Annotated in this window: 2 protein-coding genes; both read left to right on the forward strand. The window is 77.7% G+C overall.

Annotated features, from left to right (window positions below; all coding sequences use genetic code 11):
• Positions 1-234: 234 nt before the first annotated feature.
• Entirely contained in the window at positions 235-1,602 is a 1,368-nt protein-coding gene (locus ACFU7Z_RS02615) for a serine hydrolase domain-containing protein (RefSeq protein ID WP_380738281.1), read from the forward strand.
• Positions 1,603-1,729: 127 nt separating this feature from the next.
• Positions 1,730-19,114: a non-ribosomal peptide synthase/polyketide synthase gene (locus ACFU7Z_RS02620; protein WP_380775500.1), complete on the forward strand. Its 17,385-nt coding sequence runs from the start codon at positions 1,730-1,732 to the stop codon at positions 19,112-19,114.
• Positions 19,115-19,119 lie beyond the last annotated feature (5 nt).

The raw sequence follows: 19,119 nt of genomic DNA on the forward strand, positions 1-19,119 counted from the left end.
CGCCCTCCCGGTCCTGCGGACCGCCGCTCTCGCTGCCGCGGGCGTCCGGGGATTCCCGTTCCCGGGGCCGGACGGCCTCCGCCGGCCGGGCCGACGCCGATTCCCCCCGTTCCCGCGCGTCCTGAAGCAGGCGACGACGGCCGGGAATTCCCGCTGTGCCGCCTCCCAATCCGCGATTCCACCGCGGGCGCCCGGCGCGCCCGCACCCGAGAACCAGTCAACGGGAGTTCCGCCATGCCGTACGCCAGTCCGGCGCCCGCCCGCGAGCGGTCGCCGCTCCTCCTGCGCGGCGAGCTGCAGCACCGGCTCGACACGCTCGCTCGCGCCCACCGGGTGCCCGGCGCCCAACTGGTGCTGGACACCGGCCCGGAGGCCGTCGTCCTGCACACCGGGGTGGCCGACACCGGCACCGGGGCACCGTTCACCGAGGACACCGCCGTTCCGGTCGGATCGCTCACCAAGCCCTACACGGCCGCCCTGGTGATGCTGCTCGCCGACGACGGTGACCTCGACCTCGACGAGCCGGTCGCCGAGCACCTTCCGGAGTTCCGGCAGCTGCCTGAAGTAACGATTCGTCACCTGCTGAGCCACACCGGCGGACTGCCCACCGGACCGGACTCCGACGCCGCCGCCCGCACCACCGCGACCCGCTACCTGTCCGCCGTCTGCACCGCCCCGGACGCGCTGTTCCCGCCCGGGACGGACTTCTCCTACTCCAACGCCGGCTACGTCGCCGCCGGGCGCCTGGTCGAGACGGTGACCGGGATGCCCTGGCACGAGGCGGTGCGCGCCCTGCTGCTCGAACCCTTCGGCACCGGGCCGGTGTTCGTCGACACCGCCGCCCCCGGGCGACCGGTCGCCGCCGGGCACGCGCTCAACGCCGCGACCGGCCTGCCCCGGGCCGTCCGGCAGAACCTGGCCCCGCTGGAGGCCCCGGCCGGCGCCCTGCTGGCCAGCGCCGCGGACCTCGCCGCGCTCGGCGCCGCCCTGGTCGGCCGCGCCAAGGTGCTGCCCCCGGACACCGCCGAGCTGATGCGCCGCCCGGAGCCCGGTGCCCGGCCGGGAGCGCTCGCCGACGGTTGGGGCGCCGGCGCGGCGCTCTACCGGCAGGACGGGCGGCTCTGGTGCGGCCACGACGGCAACGCCATGGGCACCTCCTGCCACCTGCGGGCCGACCCGGACAGCGGCCTCGTGGTCGCCTTCACCGGCAACGCCGGCGCCGCCACCGCCCTCTGGCGCGAACTCGCGGCCGACCTGGAGGAGTTGGCCGGAGTGCGGGTGCCCGCGGGGATCGAACCGGTCGGCGCGGGCGGACCGGTGCTGCTCGCCGCCCCGGCGACCCTGGCCGAGTGCGCGGGCGACTACCGCAACGGCGCCATCCGCTACCGGGTCGAGCCGGCCGGCGCCGGACCGGCCACCCTCTCGGTCGACGGCGACCTCCCGATCCCGCTGCGCTGCTACGCCGACCTCTCCTACGACCTGATCGCCCCCGACACCGGGCGCCCCGAACCCGGCGGGCGCTTCCACCGGGACCCGGCCACCGGCCGGATCGACCGGGTGCAGGTCTCCGGGCGCACCGCCCGCCGGGCCGCCGCCGACTGAGCCGACCGGCCCGGCCGCCGTACGCCCACCCCTGCACCGACACCCCGCACCGTTCCCCGGGTCCGAGGGCCGGCCACCGCCTGCCCCGCCGCCCTCGTCGTCGCCCCCCTCGGAAGGACCTTCCGCCATGGCCGACCGGCCTGCCCAGCCCGTGCGCCCGACCGCCCCGCCGCAGGCGCCGGCCGGTGGCACCACCGCACCGTCGGCGGCGCCCCGGACCCTGGACGCCCTGTTCGCCGCCCAGGCGGCCCGCACGCCGCACGCACCGGCGCTGACCGACGGGCGGCGCAGCTGGACCTACCGCGACCTGGCCGACCGCGTCGAGCGGCTGGCCCGCGACCTGCGCCGGCGCGGCGCCGGGCCGGAGCGGACGGTGGCCCTGGTCCTGCCGCGCTCCATGGAGCTGGTCGCCGCCGAGCTGGCCGTCGTCCGGGCGGGCGCCGCCTTCCTGCCCGTCGACCCGGGCTACCCCGCCGAGCGGCGGGCGCTGATGCTCGCCGACGCCGCCCCCGCGCTCGTCCTGGACGACCCGGCCGCCGTCCGCGCGGTCCTGGAGACGGAGCGCCCCGAGGACCGGGACCACACCGACCTCCCGGCCGCCGACGGCACCGACCACCCCGCGTACGTGATCTACACCTCGGGCTCCACCGGGACGCCCAAGGGCGTGGTCGTCACCCACCGGGGGATCGCGGGCTTCACGGCGGCGGCCGTCGAGAACTACGCGGTCGGGCCGGGGGACCGGGTGCTCCAGTTCTCCTCGCCCAGCTTCGACGCCTCCGTCCTGGAACTGTTCGTCTCCGTCCTCACCGGCGCCACCCTGGTGATCCCCCCGGACGGCCCCTGGCTCGGCGAGGAGCTCGCCGCCGTCCTGGACGGGCAGCGCATCACCCACACCCTGATCCCGCCCGCCGCCCTGGCCACCGTCCCGGCCGGCGCGGGCCGCCACCTGCGCACCCTGATCGTCGGGGCCGAGGCCTGCTCCGCCGAGCTGGTCGACCGCTGGGCGCCCGGCCGGCGCATGGTCAACTCCTACGGCCCGACCGAGGCCACCATCGTCGCCACCTGGACCGGCCCGCTCACCGCCGGCACCGGCGCGCCCACCATCGGCGGCGCCCTGCCGCACGCCCGGGTGTACGTGCTCGACGAGGCCATGCGGCCCCAGCCGGCCGGCACCGACGGCGAGCTGTACCTCGGCGGCGAGGGCGTCGCCCGCGGCTACCTCGGCCGCCCCGGCCTGACCGCCGCCCGCTTCGTCGCCGACCCCTTCGGCCCGCCCGGCGCCCGGCTCTACCGCACCGGCGACCGGGCCCGGTTCACCGCCGACGGGGAGCTGGAGTTCCTCGGCCGGCTCGACCGGCAGGTCAAGGTCCGCGGCTTCCGGATCGAGCCGGGCGAGATCGAGGCCGCGCTGCGCGCCCACCCCGCCGTCGACCAGGCCGTCGTCGTGGTCCGCGAGGACGAACCGGGCCACACCCGGCTGGTCGGCTACGCCACGCCCGCCGACCCGGAACTGCCCCCGGACCCGGTCGCGCTGCGCACCGCCCTGGCCGCCGCGCTGCCCGCCCACCTGGTGCCCGCCGTCGTCGTCGTGCTGCCCGCCTTCCCGCTCACCCCGCAGCTCAAGATCGACCAGCGGGCGCTGCCCGCGCCCGCCCGGCAGGGCGCCGCCGGCGGGCTCGCCCCGCGCACCGAACGGGAGCGCGCCCTGGCCGCCGTCTGGGCCGAGGTCCTCGGCCTCGACGCGGTGGGGGCCGAGGACGACTTCTTCGACCTCGGCGGCGACTCCGTCCTCGCCGCCCGCACCCTGGCCCGGATCACTGAGCGCCTCGGCGTCCGGCTCACCCTGCGGGACGTGTTCACCGCCCGCACCGTCGCCGCCCTCGCCCCGCTGCTCGACCGGCCGGCCGCCGCCGCGCCCACCGGGCCCGTCCCGCCCGCCCCGCGCGGGGAGCCGCTGCCGCTCTCCAGCGCCCAGCGCCGGCTCTGGTTCCTGGAGGACCTCGCCACCGGCGGCACCGGCAACCACACCGGCGTCGCCCTGCGGCTGCGCGGCGACCTCGACCGGGAGGCCCTCGGCCGGGCCCTGCGGCGGCTCACCGCCCGGCACGACGCGCTGCGCACCACCGTCACCGCCGTCGACGGGCGGCTCGAGCAGCACGTCGCCGAGCGGGCCGACCTGCCGCTGCGCACCGAGGACCTCGGCGCCCTGCCCGCCGGAGAGCGCGCCGAGGCGGCCGACCGCCTGCTCGCCGAGGAGCTGGAGCGGCCCTACGACCTGGCGCGGGGCCCGCTCAGCCGGGCGCTGCTGGTCCGGCTCGCCGCCGACGAGCACCTGCTGCTGCTGGCGCAGCACCACATCGTCACCGACGGCTGGTCGGTGGGCGTCCTCACCCGCGAACTGGCCGCCCTCCTGCGGGCGGAGGCCACCGGCGAACCCGACGGCCTGCCCGCCCCCGCCCTCCAGTACCCCGACTACGCCCACTGGGAGCAGCACCGCCCGGCCGACCACGCCCCCGAACTCGCCTACTGGAAGCGCGCCCTGGCCGGCCTGCCCACCCTGCGGCTGCCCACCGACCGCCCCCGGCCCGCCGAGCGCGCCGGCCGCGGCGCGGCGCACCGCCACCACCTCCCGGCCGAGCTGGTCGACCGGCTGCGCCACCTCGCCGCCGGCCGCGGCACCACCGTGTTCACCCTGTTCGCCGGGGCGTCCGCGCTGCTGCTCTCGCGCCACTCCGGCCAGCGGGACGTGGCCCTCGGCACCGTCGTCAACGGGCGGGAGCGGCGCGAGCTGGAGGAGGTGACCGGCTTCTTCGTCAACACCGTGGTGCTGCGCGGCGACGTGGACGAGCGGGCCACCGTCGACCGCTTCGTGGAGTCCATGCGCACCACCCTGCTGGACGCCTTCGCCCACGCCGAGGTGCCCTTCGACCGGGTGGTCGAGGAACTGGCCCCGCCCCGCGACCCCAGCCGCACCCCGCTGGTCCAGGTCGCCGTCGTCCAGCAGACCCCCGCCGCCCCGGCGCCCGCCGGCGGGCTGCGCTTCACCGACCACCCGCTGCCCCGCCCGGCCGCCCGCTTCGACCTGGTGCTGGAGTTCACCCCCGACGAGGCCGACGGCGGCTGCACGCTGACGGTCGAGTACGACACCGACCTGTTCGACCGGCGGACGGTGACCGCGCTGGCCGCCCACCTGCACCGGCTGCTGGCCGGGATGGCGGACGGGCCGCGGCGCACCCTCGCCGAACTGCCGATGATCCCCGAGGAGGAGCAGCGCGCGCTGCTCGCCTCCCGGAAGCCGCCGCGGGAGCTCCCGGGCACCGACCCGGCCCGGCCGGCCGGGTGGAGCCGGGTCCACGTCCTCGACCGCGCTCGGCGCCCCCAACCCGTCGGGGTGCCCGGCGAGTTGTACCTCGCGGGCTACCTCCCGGACCAGCCGGACGAGCGGCTCGTCCCCGACCCGTACGGCGCGCCGGGGGAGGCGATGTACGGCACCGGGGATCTGGTGCGGTGGACCGCCGACGGCGGGCTGGAGCACCTCGGCCGGGTCGAGGAGCGGGCGAAGCCCCGCGGCGGGGAGACCGACCCGGCCCCCGCCCCCGCCGCGGCCGCCCCCCGCCACGTCGCCCCCCGGACCCCCGCCGAACGCGCGCTGGCCGGCATCTGGGCCGAGGTGCTGCGGCTGGAGCGGGTCGGCGCCGACGACAACTTCTTCGACCTCGGCGGCGACTCCATCCTCGGCATCCAGGTGGTGGCCCGCTCCCGGCAGGCCGGGCTGGCGGTGACGTCCCGGGACCTCTACCGCCACCAGACGGTCGCCGCGCTCGCCCTGGCCGCGGAGGACGCCGAGGCGCCCGCCGCGCCCGCGCCGGTGGCCGCCACCGGGGAGGCCGCGTTGACCCCGATCCAGCGCTGGTGGTTCGAGCGGGCCGCCGGCCGGGCCGGCCACTTCGCCCAGGCCGTTTCCCTGCTGCTGCCCGGCGACCTCGACCGGGCGGCCCTGGAGGAGGCCCTGAACGACCTGGTCGCCCACCACGACGCGCTGCGCTCCGCCTTCACCGCCCCGGACGGCGCGGGCGCGGTGCGCTGGCGGATCCAGGAGCCGACGGCCCGCACCACCCTGGCCCGGTACACCGGCCCCGACCAGGACACCCCGCACTTCGGCCCGTACGACCTGGCCGGCGGCGCCCCGCTGCTGCGCGCCGTCCTGCACGAGCGCGCCGGCGGCCGGCCCCCGGTCCTGCACCTGGCCGTCCACCACCTGGTGGTCGACGGGGTCTCCTGGCGGGTCCTGCTGGAGGACCTCGACACCGCGTACCGGGCCCGCCGCGAGGGCCGGGACGGCGCGGCCGCCCTCCCGGCGAAGTCCTCGCCGCTGCGGCAGTGGGCCGAGCGGCTGAGCGCCTTCGCCGCCGCGGGCGGCTTCGAGGACGAGTCCGCGTACTGGGCCGGGGTCGTGCCCGGGCAGTCCGACGACGATCCCGGGAAGCCCGTCGCCGAGCCGTTCCCCGCCGAGCTGGACGGCCCCGACAGCTACGCCACCGAACGCTCCGTCACCGTCCGGCTGAGCCCCGCCGACACCGCCGCCCTGCTGCGCGCCCTGCCCGACACCTACCGCACCCAGGCCAACGACGTGCTGCTGAGCGCGCTGGGCCGGGCGCTGTGCGGGGCGAGCGGGCTGGAGCGGGTCGTGGTGGACGTCGAGGGCCACGGGCGCGAGGAGCTGTTCGCCGACCTCGACCTCGGCCGTACGGTCGGCTGGTTCACCACCCGCCACCCCGTCGCCCTGGCCGTCCCCGCCGGAGCCGGCTGGGACGCCGTCCTCAAGCAGGTCAAGGAGCAGCTGCGCGCCGTCCCCCGGCGCGGCCTCGGCTTCGAGGCGCTGCGCCACCTCGGCCGCCCCGGCACCGCGCCCGAGGTTCCGGCCGCCCGGATCAGCTTCAACTACCTGGGCCGCATCGCCCTGCCGGACGACCCGGACGGGCTGTTCCGCGGCACCTTCCGGCCGCTGGAGCTGGACGCCGACCCGGCGGTCGAGCGCCCCCACCCGCTGGAGGTGGTCGGCCGACTGGACGGCGACGCGCTGGAGTTCACCTGGTTCCACTCCGCCGCCGTCCACGGCAGTGCCACCGTCGAGGCGCTGGCCCGGCGCTTCGCCGAGGAGCTGGCCGACCTCGCCCGCCACGCGACCACCCCCGGCGCCGCCGGGCGCACCCCGTCCGACTTCCCGCTCGCCCGGCTCGACCAGCCGGCGGTGGACCTGATCACCGGCGCCGACCCGGGCGCGGTGGAGGACGTCCTGCCGCTCACCCCGACCCAGTCCGGCATGCTCTTCCACGGCCTCGCCGAGGAGGACAGCGGCGCCTACTTCCAGCAGCTGGACTTCGTCCTCGACGGGGTGCCCGACCCGGCCCGCCTCGCCGAGGCCTGGCAGTGGGTCACCGACCGCACCGCGGTGCTGCGCGCCCACGTCCGCTGGCAGGAGGTGCCCGAGCCGCTGCTGGTGGTGCACCGCCGGGTGGCCGTGCCGGTCAGCCACCTGGACTGGCGCGCGCTGCCCGAGGAGGAGCGCCGCACCCGGCTGGCCGAGCTGCTGGACCGCGACCGGGCCCGCGGCCTCGACCTCGCGCGGGCCCCGCTCCAGCGGCTGCTGCTGATCCGCCTCTCGGAGAGCCGGGTGCGGGTGCTCTGGTCGTTCCACCACCTGGTGCTGGACGGCTGGAGCCTGTTCCAGGTGCTCTCGGACGTCTTCGCGGTGCACGCCGCCCTGGCCGCCCCCGGAGCGGAAGTCCCGTACGGCACCGTGCCGGAGCGCCGGCCCTACCGCGATTACCTGGCCTGGCTGGGCGGCCGCGACCACGCCGAGGCCGAACGGCACTGGCGCACCCGCCTCGCCGGGCTGGTGGAGGCGACGCCGCTGCCGTACGACCGCGAGCCGGTGCAGAGCCACCGCGCGGAGTCCACCCGGGCGGTGCCGTTCACCCTGCCCGCCGCCGCGACCAGGGCGCTGGAGGACCTCGCGCGCGGCTCCGGGCTGACCCTCAACACCCTGGTCCAGGGCGCCTGGGCGGTGCTGCTGGGCCGCCAGGCCGGGCGCGCCGAGGTGGTGTACGGCACCACCTCCTCCGGGCGCCCGCCCGAGCTGCCCGGCGTCGAGTCGATGACCGGCCTGTTCATCACCACCCTGCCGACCCGCACCACGGTGCCCGCCGAGGGCACCCTGCTGGACTGGCTCCAGGCCCTCCAGCGGGAGCAGAGCGAGGACCGGCGGTACGGCTTCGTCCCGCTCACCCGGATGCGGGCCGGCACCGGACTGCCCGAGCAGACCGGCCTGTTCGACAGCCTGGTGGTCTTCGAGAACTACCCGGTCGACGAGGACGCGGCCGACGCCCACGGCCTGCGGCTGCGCGACCTGGACGGCATCGAGACCACCAACTACCCGCTCGCCCTGCTCGCCTACCCCGGCCCGGAGCTGTCCCTGCGGCTCTGCTACGACCCGCGGCTGTTCGACGAGTCCACCGTGCGGCGGCTGGCCGGCCGGCTCACCGCCGCGCTGACCGGCCTGCCCGCCGGCGCCCACCGCCCGCCCGCGCGGCTGCCGCTGCTGACCGCCGAGGAGCGGCACCGCGTCCTGGTCGACTGGAACGCCACCGCCGCCGAGCAGCCCGCGGCCGACATCGCCGAGCTGTTCGCCGAGCAGGTGCTCCGCACCCCCGGGGCGGTCGCCCTGGAGGCCGGCGAAGAGCACCTGACCTACCGCGAACTGGACGCCAGGGCCGCCGAGTTGGCCGGACGGCTGGCCGCGCACGCGGTCCGGGTGGAGCAGCCGGTCGGGGTGCTGATGGAGCGCTCCGTCGAGCTGGTCGTCGCCCAGCTGGCACTGGTCCGCACCGGCGGCGTCTTCGTGCCGCTGGACGGCCGGGCGCCGCGCGAGCGGCTGCACCGGATGCTGGCCGAGGCGGGCGCCGAGCTGCTGCTCACCGACGCCCGCTGGGCGGACACCGCCGCCGAGCTGCGCCCCGCCGAGCGGGTGCTGCGCGTCGACCGGCCGGACCGTACCGGGGCGCCGGCCGCGCCCCCGGCGGCCGTCCACCCCGACAACGTCCAGTACCTGATGTTCACCTCGGGCTCCACCGGCACCCCCAAGGGCGTCGCGGTGCGCCGCCGGGACGTCGCCGCGCTCGCCCTGGACCGCGCCTTCACCGGCCACGACCGGGTGCTGGTGCACTCCCCGCACGCCTTCGACGCCGCCACCTACGAGCTGTGGGTGCCGCTGCTGCGCGGCGGCACCGCCGTCCTCGCCCCGCCGGAGGACCTGGACGCCGCCGCCGTCCGGCACGCCGTCACCGAACGGGGCGTGACCTGCCTGTGGCTGACGGCCGGGCTGTTCCGGTTGCTCGCCCAGGAGGACCCGGGCTGCCTGCGCGGCGCCCGCGAGGTGTGGACCGGCGGCGAGGCGGTGCCCGGCGCCGCCGTTCGCAAGGTCCTGGCGGCCTGCCCCGGCCTCACCGTGGTCGACGGCTACGGGCCGACCGAGACCACCACCTTCGCCACCCGCCGGGCCTTCCGCGAGGGCGACGAGCTGCCCGCCACGCTGCCGATCGGCCGCCCGCTGGACAACACCCGGGTGTACGTCCTGGACGCTGCGCTCCAGCCCCAACCGCCGGGCATCACCGGTGAGCTGTACATCGCCGGGGCCGGGCTCGCGCGCGGCTACGCGGGCCGCCCCGGCGAGACCGCCGCCCGCTACCTCGCCGACCCCTTCGGCCCGCCCGGCGCCCGGATGTACCGCACCGGCGACACCGTCCGGTGGAGCGCGGACGGCGAACTGCACTTCGTCGGCCGCGCCGACGACCAGATAAAGATCCGCGGCTTCCGGATCGAACCCGCCGAGATCGAGGCCCGGCTCACCGCCCACCCGGCCGTCGCCGAGGCCGTGGTCTCGCTCCACCAGGACGCCGGACGCAAGCGCCTCGCCGCCCACCTGGTGCCGGCCGAGGGCGCCGAGCCGCCCGCCGCCGAGTTGCGCGCCCACCTGGCCGCCGACCTGCCCGACTACATGCTGCCCGCGGCCTTCGTCACGCTGCCCGAACTCCCGCTCACCGCCAACGGCAAGGTGGACCGCCGCCGGCTGCCCGCCCCCGACTGGTCGGCGGCGGGCGGCGACCGCCCCCACCGCGCCCCCGGCACCGACCGCGAGCGCCTGCTCGCCGCGATCTGGGCCGAGCTGCTCGGGGTCGAACGGGTCGGGCTGGACGACGACTTCTTCCTGCTCGGCGGCGACTCCATCCTGAGCATCCAGGTGGTCTCCCGGGCCCGCGCCGCCGGCCTCGCGCTCTCCCCGCGCGACCTGTTCCGGCACCCCACCGTCGCCGCCCTGGCCGCGGCCGCCGGCAGCGCCGTCACCGTCGCGGGCACCGAACCGGTCGGCGGCGAGGTCGGCCTGACGCCGATCCAGCACTGGTTCCTCGACCCGAACCCGCCGTACGCCCACCACTTCGACCAGTCCCTGGTGGTGGAGGCCCCCGGCGCCGTCGACCCCCGGGCCCTGCGCCGCGCCCTGGCCGCCCTGTGGGCCCACCACGACGCGCTGCGCTCCCGCTTCACCCGCGCCGAGGACGGCACCTGGCGGCAGCACTGCGCCCCCGCCGAGGAGGCCGCGCCCGAGCTGCTGGAGGTCCACGGCCACGGCGCCGAGGAGGCGGTGACCGCGGCCGCCCACGCCTCCTTCCGGCCGGCCGACGGCCCGCTGCTCACCGCCCGCCTGTTCAGCGGCGACGCGGACCGCCCCGACCGGCTGCTGCTGGCCGTCCACCACCTGGTGGTCGACGGCGTCTCCTGGCGGGTGCTGCTGGAGGACCTGGAGACCGCCTACCGGCAGGCCGTCGAGGGCCGCCCGCTGCGGCTGCCCGCCCGCACCAGTTCCGTCCGGGAGTGGGCCCGCCGCCTGGCCGCGCACACCGAAGCCGGCGGCTTCGACGGGCAGCGCGACCACTGGGCGGCCGCCGCCCGGGCCTGCGCCACCCCGCTGCCGGTGGACGGCGACGGTACCAACACCGCCGCCGACCTGCGCGAGGTGACCGTCCGGCTGGACCGCGACCGCACCGACGCCCTGCTGCGGCAGGTCCCCGCGGTCTACCGCACCCGGATCGACGACGTGCTGCTCACCGCGCTCGGCCGGGTGCTCGCCGACTGGACCGGGCGCGGCACCGTCGCCGTCGGCCTGGAGGGCCACGGCCGCGAGGACCGGCTGTTCGACGGCCTCGACCTGTCCCGCACGGTCGGCTGGCTCACCTCGCTCTTCCCCGTCGCCCTCGACGTCCCGGCGGGGGACTGGGGCACCGCCCTGAAGGCCGTCAAGGAGCAGCTGCGGGCGGTGCCCGACCGCGGCCTCGGGTACGGCGCGCTGCGCCACCTCGCCCGGGACGCGGCGCTCGCCGACGCGCCCGCCCCCGGCATCGCCTTCAACTACCTGGGCCGCTTCGACTGGTCCGCCGACGGCGCCGCCCTGGTCCGCGCCGTCCCCGGCGGCCTCGGCGGCGCGGAGGCGCCCGGCACCGAGCGCCCCCACCTGCTGGACGTGGTCGCCCGGGTCGAGGACGGCGAGCTGGAGATCGGCTGGTACTACAGCGCCGGCCGGCACCGCGCCGACACCGTCACCGGGCTCGCCCACGCCATGCTGGGCGCCCTGGAGGAGATCGTCGCCCACTGCGCCGAGCCCGGCTCGGGCGGCCGCACCCCCGCCGACTTCCCGCTCGCCCGGCTCGACCAGGCGGCGGTGGACCGGATCGCCGGGGACGGCCGAACGGTCGCCGACGTCTACCCGCTGACCCCGATGCAGGCCGGGATGCTCTTCCACAGCCTGCTCGACCCGGACGGCGACACCTACGTCAACCAGGTCCAGCTGGTGCTGGACGGGGTCACCGACCCGCACGCGCTGGCCGAGGCCTGGCAGCGGACCGCCGACGCCAACGCGATCCTGCGCACCCGGCTCAGCTGGCAGGACGGCGCCGAACCGCTCCAGGTCGTCCAGCACCGGGCCGCCGTCCCGGTCGCCCACCACGACTGGACCGGCCGCCCCGCCGAACAGGTCGAGCGGGACACCGCCCGGCTGCTCGCCGAGGACCGGGCGGCCGGCATCGACCTCGGCGGCGCGCCGCTGCTGCGCCTCGCCCTGATCCGGCTGACACCGACCCGGGTCCGGGTGGTGTGGACCTTCCACCACGTGCTGCTCGACGGCTGGAGCGCCGCCCAGGTCTTCGACGAGGTGTGCGAGCGCTACGCCGCCCTGACCGCCGGACGCGCCCCCGCTCCGGCCGAACGGGCGCCCTACGCCGACTACCTGCGCTGGCTGGCCGGCCAGGACGGGGCGGAGGCCGAGCGGTACTGGCGCGACACCCTGGCCGGCTTCCCCGCCCCCACCGAACTGCCCCGGGACCGCCGCCCGGCCGGCGCCCACCGCGCCTCCTCCTCGGCCTCGGTGCGGGTCGCCCTCGGCGCCGAGCTGTCCGAGCGGCTGCGCGACACCGCCCGGCAGGCCGGGCTGACCGTCAACACCGTGCTCCAGGGCGCCTGGGCGCTGCTGCTCTCCCGCTACGGCGGCGGGGACGACGTGGTGTTCGGCACCATCGTCTCCGGCCGGCCCGCCGAACTCCCCGGCGTCACCTCGATGGTGGGGCTGTTCATCAACGCCCTGCCGACCCGGGTGCGGATCGACCCCCGGCGCCCGCTGCGGGAGCTGCTGCGGGAGGTCCAGGACCACCAGTCCGAGGCCCGCCGGCACGACGCCGTCTCGCTGGCCCAGCTCCAGGGCTGGAGCGAACTGCCCGGCGGCACCGCCCTGTTCGACAGCCTGGTGGTCTTCGAGAACTACCCCTTCGACGCCCAGTCGCTGACCCGGCACGGCCTCGGCGTGGAGACCGAGCAGGTGCTGGAGCCGACCAGCTACCCGCTCAGCGTGGTGGTGGCGCCCGGCGAGTCCATCGAGGTCGGCCTGGACCACGACCCGGCCCTCTTCGACACCGCCACCGTCGAGGGGCTCGGCGCGGGCCTGCGCACCCTGCTCGCCGGGATGGCGGCCGGCCTCGACCGGCCGGTGGGCGAACTGCCGCTGCTGGACCCGGCCGAGGGGCGCGCACTGGTGGCCCGCCTCGGCGGGGCGTTCACCGAGGCACCGGACGGCACCCTGCCCGAGGCCTTCGCCCGGCAGGCCGCCCGCACCCCCGACGCCCCGGCGGTCCGCTCCGGCGACGAGCAGCTGACCTACCGCGAGCTCGACGAGCGCTCCAACCGGCTGGCCCGGCTGCTGATCGCGGCCGGGGCCGGCCCCGAGCGCTTCGTCGCGCTCGCGCTGCCCCGCACCGTCGAACTCGCCGTGGCACTGCTCGCGGTGCTCAAGAGCGGCGCCGCGTACCTGCCCGTCGACCCCGGCTACCCGGCCGAGCGGATCGCCTACCTCTTCGAGGACGTCCGGCCCGACGCCGTCGTCACCGGCACGGCGACCGCCGGCCGGCTGCCCGACGGCCCGTCCACCCGGATCGTGCTGGACGACCCCGCCTGCCGCGAGCGCCTGGCCGCCGCCCGCGCCGACGCCGTCCGCGACGAGGAGCGGCACGGCGCCCTGCGCCCGGAGCACCCCGCGTACGTCATCCACACCTCCGGCTCGACCGGCCGCCCCAAGGGCGTCGTGGTCGCCCACAGCTCGGTGCTCGCCCTGACCGACTGGGCCGCCGCCGAGTTCGCCGACGGCGGCCTGGCCCACGTGCTCGCCGCCACCTCGCTCAACTTCGACGTGTCGGTGTTCGAGATCTTCGCGCCGCTGCTCTCCGGCGGCCGCGTGGAACTCCTGCGCGACCTGCTGGCCCTGGCCGAGCGCCCCGGCCCCTGGCGGGCCGGCCTGCTCAGCGCGGTGCCCTCGGCCCTCGGCGGACTGCTCGCCGACGGCGCCGTGCACCTCGCGGCGGACACCGTGGTGCTGGCCGGCGAGGCACTGCCCGCCCGCACCGTCCGGCAGGTCCGCGAGGCCGTCCCCGGCTGCCGGGTGCTGAACGTCTACGGCCCCACCGAGGCCACCGTCTACGCCACCGCCCACACCTGCGACCCCGCCGACCCGGACCGCGACCCGCCGATCGGCCGCCCGGTCGGCGGCGCCCGGGCCTACGTCCTGGACGAGCGGCTGCGCCCGGTGCCCGTCGGCGCGCCCGGGGAGCTGTACCTGGCCGGCACCGGCGTGGCCCGCGGCTACCTGCGCCGCCCCGGCCTGACCGCCGCCCGCTTCCTGCCCGACCCGTACGGCCCGCCCGGCGCCCGGATGTACCGCACCGGCGACCGGGTGCGCTGGAGCGCCGACGGCGGCCTCGACTACCTCGGCCGCGCCGACGACCAGGTCAAGGTGCGCGGCTTCCGGATCGAACTCGGCGAGGTCGAGGCCGCGCTGGCCCGCCACCCCCGGGTGACGGCGGCCGCCGCCCGGGTGGTCGACCAGGACGGCCACAAGCGGCTGGTGGGCTACGCGGTGCCGCGCGACGGCGCCCTGCCCGACCAGGCCGAGTGGCGGGCCTTCCTCGGCGACACCCTCCCCGGCCACCTGGTGCCCGCCCTGGTGGTGCCGCTGGAGCGGCTGCCGCTCGGCGCGACCGGCAAGCTGGACCGGCGCGCCCTGCCCGAGCCGGTGTGGGCCGCGCCCGCGACGGAGGCCGGCCGGCCCCCGCGCACCGACACCGAGCGCGCCCTCGCCGCCATCTGGCGCGAGGTGCTCGGGGTGCCCGAGGTCAGCGCGGACGACAACTACTTCGCCCTCGGCGGGGACTCCATCCTCGGCATCCAGATCGTCTCGGCGGCCCGCCGGGACGGCCTGGCGCTGACCCCCCGGCACCTGTTCGCCCACCAGACCCTGGCCGAACTCGCCCGCGCCGCCGAGGGCTCACCGCGCCCCGAGCCCGCCGCCGACCAGGGCGCGGTGGTCGGCGAGGCCCCGCTCACCCCCGTCCAGCACTGGCTGCTGGACACCCTGGACGGCGACCCGGCCCGGCTCACCCAGTCCGTCTCCTTCACCCTCGCCCCGGACACCGACGAGGAAAGCCTGCGGGCCGCGCTGGCCGCCGTCCTGGACCACCACGACGCGCTGCGGCTGCGCTACGAACCGCTCGCCGACGGCCGGTGGCGCCAGCACAGCACCGCCCCCGGCCAGGCCCCCGAACTGCGTCCGCACGAGCTGCCCGCCGCCGAGGGTGAGCAGCGCGCGACCGTCCTGCGGGACCTCGGCGAGCGGCTGGCCGAGGGCTTCGACCTGGCCGCCGGACCGCTGCTGCGGGCCGCGCTCTGCCGCTTCGCCGAAGACCCCCGCCCGGTGCTGCTGCTGGCCGCGCACCACCTGGTGGTGGACGCGGTGTCCTGGCGGATCCTGCTGGAGGACCTGGAGCGCGCCCACAACGCGCTGGGCGCGGGCGAGCGGCCCGACCTCGGCGCCAAGAGCACCTCCTTCCGGGCCTGGGCCGAACGGCTCGCCGCGCACACCGCGGCCGGCGGCTTCGACGCGGAACTCCCGTACTGGCAGGGCCTGGTGGACGGCGACCTGCCGGTGGACCTGGACGGCGCCAATACGGCGGAGAGCGAGGAGTCGCTGACCTTCGCCCTGGACGCCGAGTCCACCCGCCGGCTGCTCCAGGACGTCCCGGAGGCCTACCGCACCCGGGTCAACGACGTCCTGCTCTGCGCCCTCGGCCGGGTGCTGGCCCGCTGGACCGGACGCGGCCGGGTGCTGGTCGCCCTGGAGGGCCACGGCCGCGAGGAGCCCTTCGACGGCGTCGACCTCTCCCGCACCGTCGGCTGGTTCACCACGATGTACCCCGTCGCCCTGGACGTGCCCCCGGACGCCGACCCCGGCACCGCCCTGAAGGCCGTCAAGGAGAGCCTGCGCGCCGTCCCCGGCGGCGGCCTCGGCCACGGCGCCCTGCGCCACCTCAAGCCGGAGCCGGGCCTGGCGCTGCCGCGGATCGGCTTCAACTACCTGGGCCGGCAGGACTGGAGCGCCACCCCCGGCGGCCTACTGCACGCCCCGGCCGGCCCGCTCACCGGCGGCATGGACCGCACCGCCCGCCGCCCCCACCTGCTGGACGTGCTCGGCCTGGTCGCCGAGGGCCGGCTCTCCTTCACCTGGTCCTACTCCCGCGCGGTGCACCACAGCGGGACGGTCGCCCGGCTGGCCGCCGAACTGCTGGACGAGCTGCGGGAGCTCGTCCGCCACTGCGCCGAACCCGGCGCCGGCGGCCGCACCCCATCCGACTTCCCGCTGGCCGGCCTCGACCAGGCCGGCGTCGACCGGCTGGCCGGCACCGGACGGGAGGTGACGGAGATCCAGCCGCTCACCCCCACCCAGACCGGCATGGTGGTGCACGGCCTGGACGAGGCCGAACACGGCCTCTACGTCGAGCAGATCACCTTCGTCCTGGACGGCGCCCGCGACCCGGGCCTGCTGGCCGCCGCCTGGCAGCACGTCGTCGACCGCACCCCGGTGCTGCGCACCTCGGTGGTGCTGCGCGACGTGCCGGTGCCGCTCCAGGTGGTCCACCGCCAGGCGGTGCTGCCGGTCACCGAGCACGACTGGAGCGAGCTGGGCGAGGCCGAGCGCGCCGCCCGGCTGGAGGAACTGCTCGCCGAGCAGCGGGCCCGCCCGCTGGTCCTGGACCGGCCCCCGCTGCTGCGGCTCGACCTGGTCCGGCTCGGCCCGGACCAGGTCCGGGTGGTCTGGGCCTTCCACCACGTGCTGCTGGACGGCTGGAGCGTCTTCCACGTCCTCGCCGACGTGCTGGCCGCCCACGCCGCCCTCGCCCGGGGCGAGCGCCCCGAGCTGCCCGAGCGCCGCCCCTTCGCCGAGTACGTCCGCTGGCTCGCCGCCCGCGACACCGGTGCCGCCGTCGAGCACTGGCGCGGCGTGCTGGCCGACCTCGCCGCCCCCACCCCGCTGCCCTACGACCGCCGGCCCGCTCAGGGCGACACCGCCCGCTCCGGCGACTGGCTCTCGCACCGGCTGGACGAGGCCGCGACCGCGCGGCTCCAGGAGTTCGCCCGCCGCCACCGCCTCACCCTCAACACCGTGGTGCAGGGCGCCTGGGCGCTGCTGCTGTCGCGCTGGAGCGGGGAGCAGCGGGTCTGCTTCGGCACCACCGTCTCCGGCCGGCCCGCCGACCTGGCCGGCTCCGACGGGATCGTCGGCCTGTTCATCACCACCCTGCCCGCCCGGGTCGCCGTCGACGGCCGGCAGCCCTGCGCCGACTGGCTGCGCACCCTCCAGGAGGAGCAGGCCGAGGACCGCCGCTTCGACCACCTGCCGCTGGCCAGGATGCACGGGCTGAGTCAGGTCCCGCCGGGCACCGAGCTGTTCGACAGCCTGGTGGTCTTCGAGAACTACCCGGTCGGCGACGCCACGGCCGGCGCGTACGGCCTGCTGGTACGCGACCTGGACGCCCGGGAGGCCACCAACTACCCGCTCACCGTGGTCGTCTCGCCCGGCGAGCGGCTCGCCGTGGAACTCGGCCACGACCCGCGCTTCCTCGACCGGCGGACCGCCGGGCGGCTCGCCGACCAGCTGCTGCACACCCTGAACGCGCTGGCCGCCTCGGACGGCGCCACCCCGCTGGACGGGCTCGACCTGCTGCCGCCCGGTGAACGGGAGCGGCTGCTGCACGGCCCCGCCCGCCCGGCGCTCGCCCCGGTGCCCCCGGCGACCCTGCCCGCCCTGGTCGAGGCCGCCGCGGACCGGTGGCCGGAGGCCGTCGCGCTGAGCGCGGACGGCCTGGAGCTGACCTACGCCGAGGCCGAGGCGCACGCGAACCGCCTCGCCCACCGGCTGATCGCGCGCGGCGCCGGCCCCGGGGAGACCGTCGCCCTGCTGCTGCCCCGCTCGGCGGACACCGTGCTCGCCGAACTGGCGGTGGCGAAGACCGGCGCCGCCTTCCTGCCCGTCGACCCGCACTACCCCGAGGAGCGGATCGGGGCGATGCTGCGCGACGCGGCGCCCGCGCTGACCCTGGACGCCAAGGAGGTCGCCGAGCTGCTCGCCGCCGACCCCGACGGCGCCCCCGGCCACCGCCCCACCGACGCCGACCGCACCCGCCCGCTCGACCCGGACGACCCCGCCTACGTCATCTTCACCTCCGGCTCCACCGGCACCCCGAAGGGCGTCGTGGTCACCCACCGGGGCCTCGCCGCCTTCGCCGCCGCCGAGGCCGCCCACTACCAGGTGGCCCCGGGGGACCGGGTGCTGGCCTTCGCGACCCCCAGCTTCGACGCCTCCGTGCTCGAACTGTGCCTGGCCCTGCCGCACGGCGCCCGGCTGGTGGTGCCCGAGCCCGGACCGCTGCTCGGCGCCCACCTGGCCGGACTGCTCCGGGCGGAGCGGATCACCCACACCCTGCTGCCGCCCGCCGCCCTCGCCACCCTGCCGGCCGACACCCCCGGCAGCCTGCCCGCGCTGAAGACCCTGATCGTCGGCGCGGAGGCCTGCGGCCCCGACCTGGTCGCCCGCTGGGCCCCGCACCACCGGATGGTCAACTCCTACGGCCCCACCGAGGCCACCGTCGTCGCCACCTGGTCCGCGCCGCTCACCGCCGACGGCGCCGCCCCGCCGATCGGCCGCCCGCTGCCCGGCACCGGCGCGTACGTCCTGGACGCCCGGCTGCGGCCGGTGCCCGACGGCGTCCCCGGCGAACTGTGGCTGAGCGGACCTGCCCTGGCCCGCGGCTACCTCGGCCGCCCCGGGCTGACCGCCGCCCGCTTCACCGCCGACCCGTACGGGCCGCCCGGCGGCCGGATGTACCGCACCGGCGACCTGGTGCGCCGAGACCGCCACGGCGAACTGCACTACCTGGGCCGCACCGACCACCAGCTCAAGCTGCGCGGCCACCGGATCGAGGCGGGCGAGGTGGAGGCCGTGCTGGCGCGCCACCCGGCCGTCCTGGACGCGGTGGTGAGCATCCGGGAGGACGAGCCCGGACTGCCCCGGCTGGTCGCCCACCTGCTGGCCGCCCCTGGCGCCGAACCGCCGACCGCCGCCGAACTGCGCGCCCTGGCCGCCCGCGCCCTGCCCGGCCCGATGGTCCCCACGGCCTTCGCGGTGCTGGAGCGCTTCCCGCTCACCGCGAGCGGCAAGACCGACCGCGCGGCCCTGCCCGCCCCCGACCCGGCCGAGGCCGAGCCGGCCGGACGGGTGGCCCCGCGCACCCCCACCGAGGAGGCGGTGGCGGAGATCTGGGCCGAGGCCCTGCGCACCGCCGTCGGCGCCACCGACGACTTCTTCCAGCTGGGCGGCGACTCCATGCGCGCCCTGCTGATCGCCTCCCGGGCCAACGACGCCTTCGGCGTCACGCTCACCCCCCGCGACGTGCTGGTCTCCCGCACCGTGGCCGCCCTGGCCGACCTGGTGGAGGACCTGGTGCTCAGCGAACTCGAAGCCGCCGCGCTGGACGGCCCCGACGAACCCGCCGCCCCCGGCAGCCCCGACGATGACGAACGGTGAGGACC

Origin of the sequence: Kitasatospora sp. NPDC057518, from assembly GCF_042802075.1 — a bacterium.
GTDB lineage: Bacteria > Actinomycetota > Actinomycetes > Streptomycetales > Streptomycetaceae > Kitasatospora.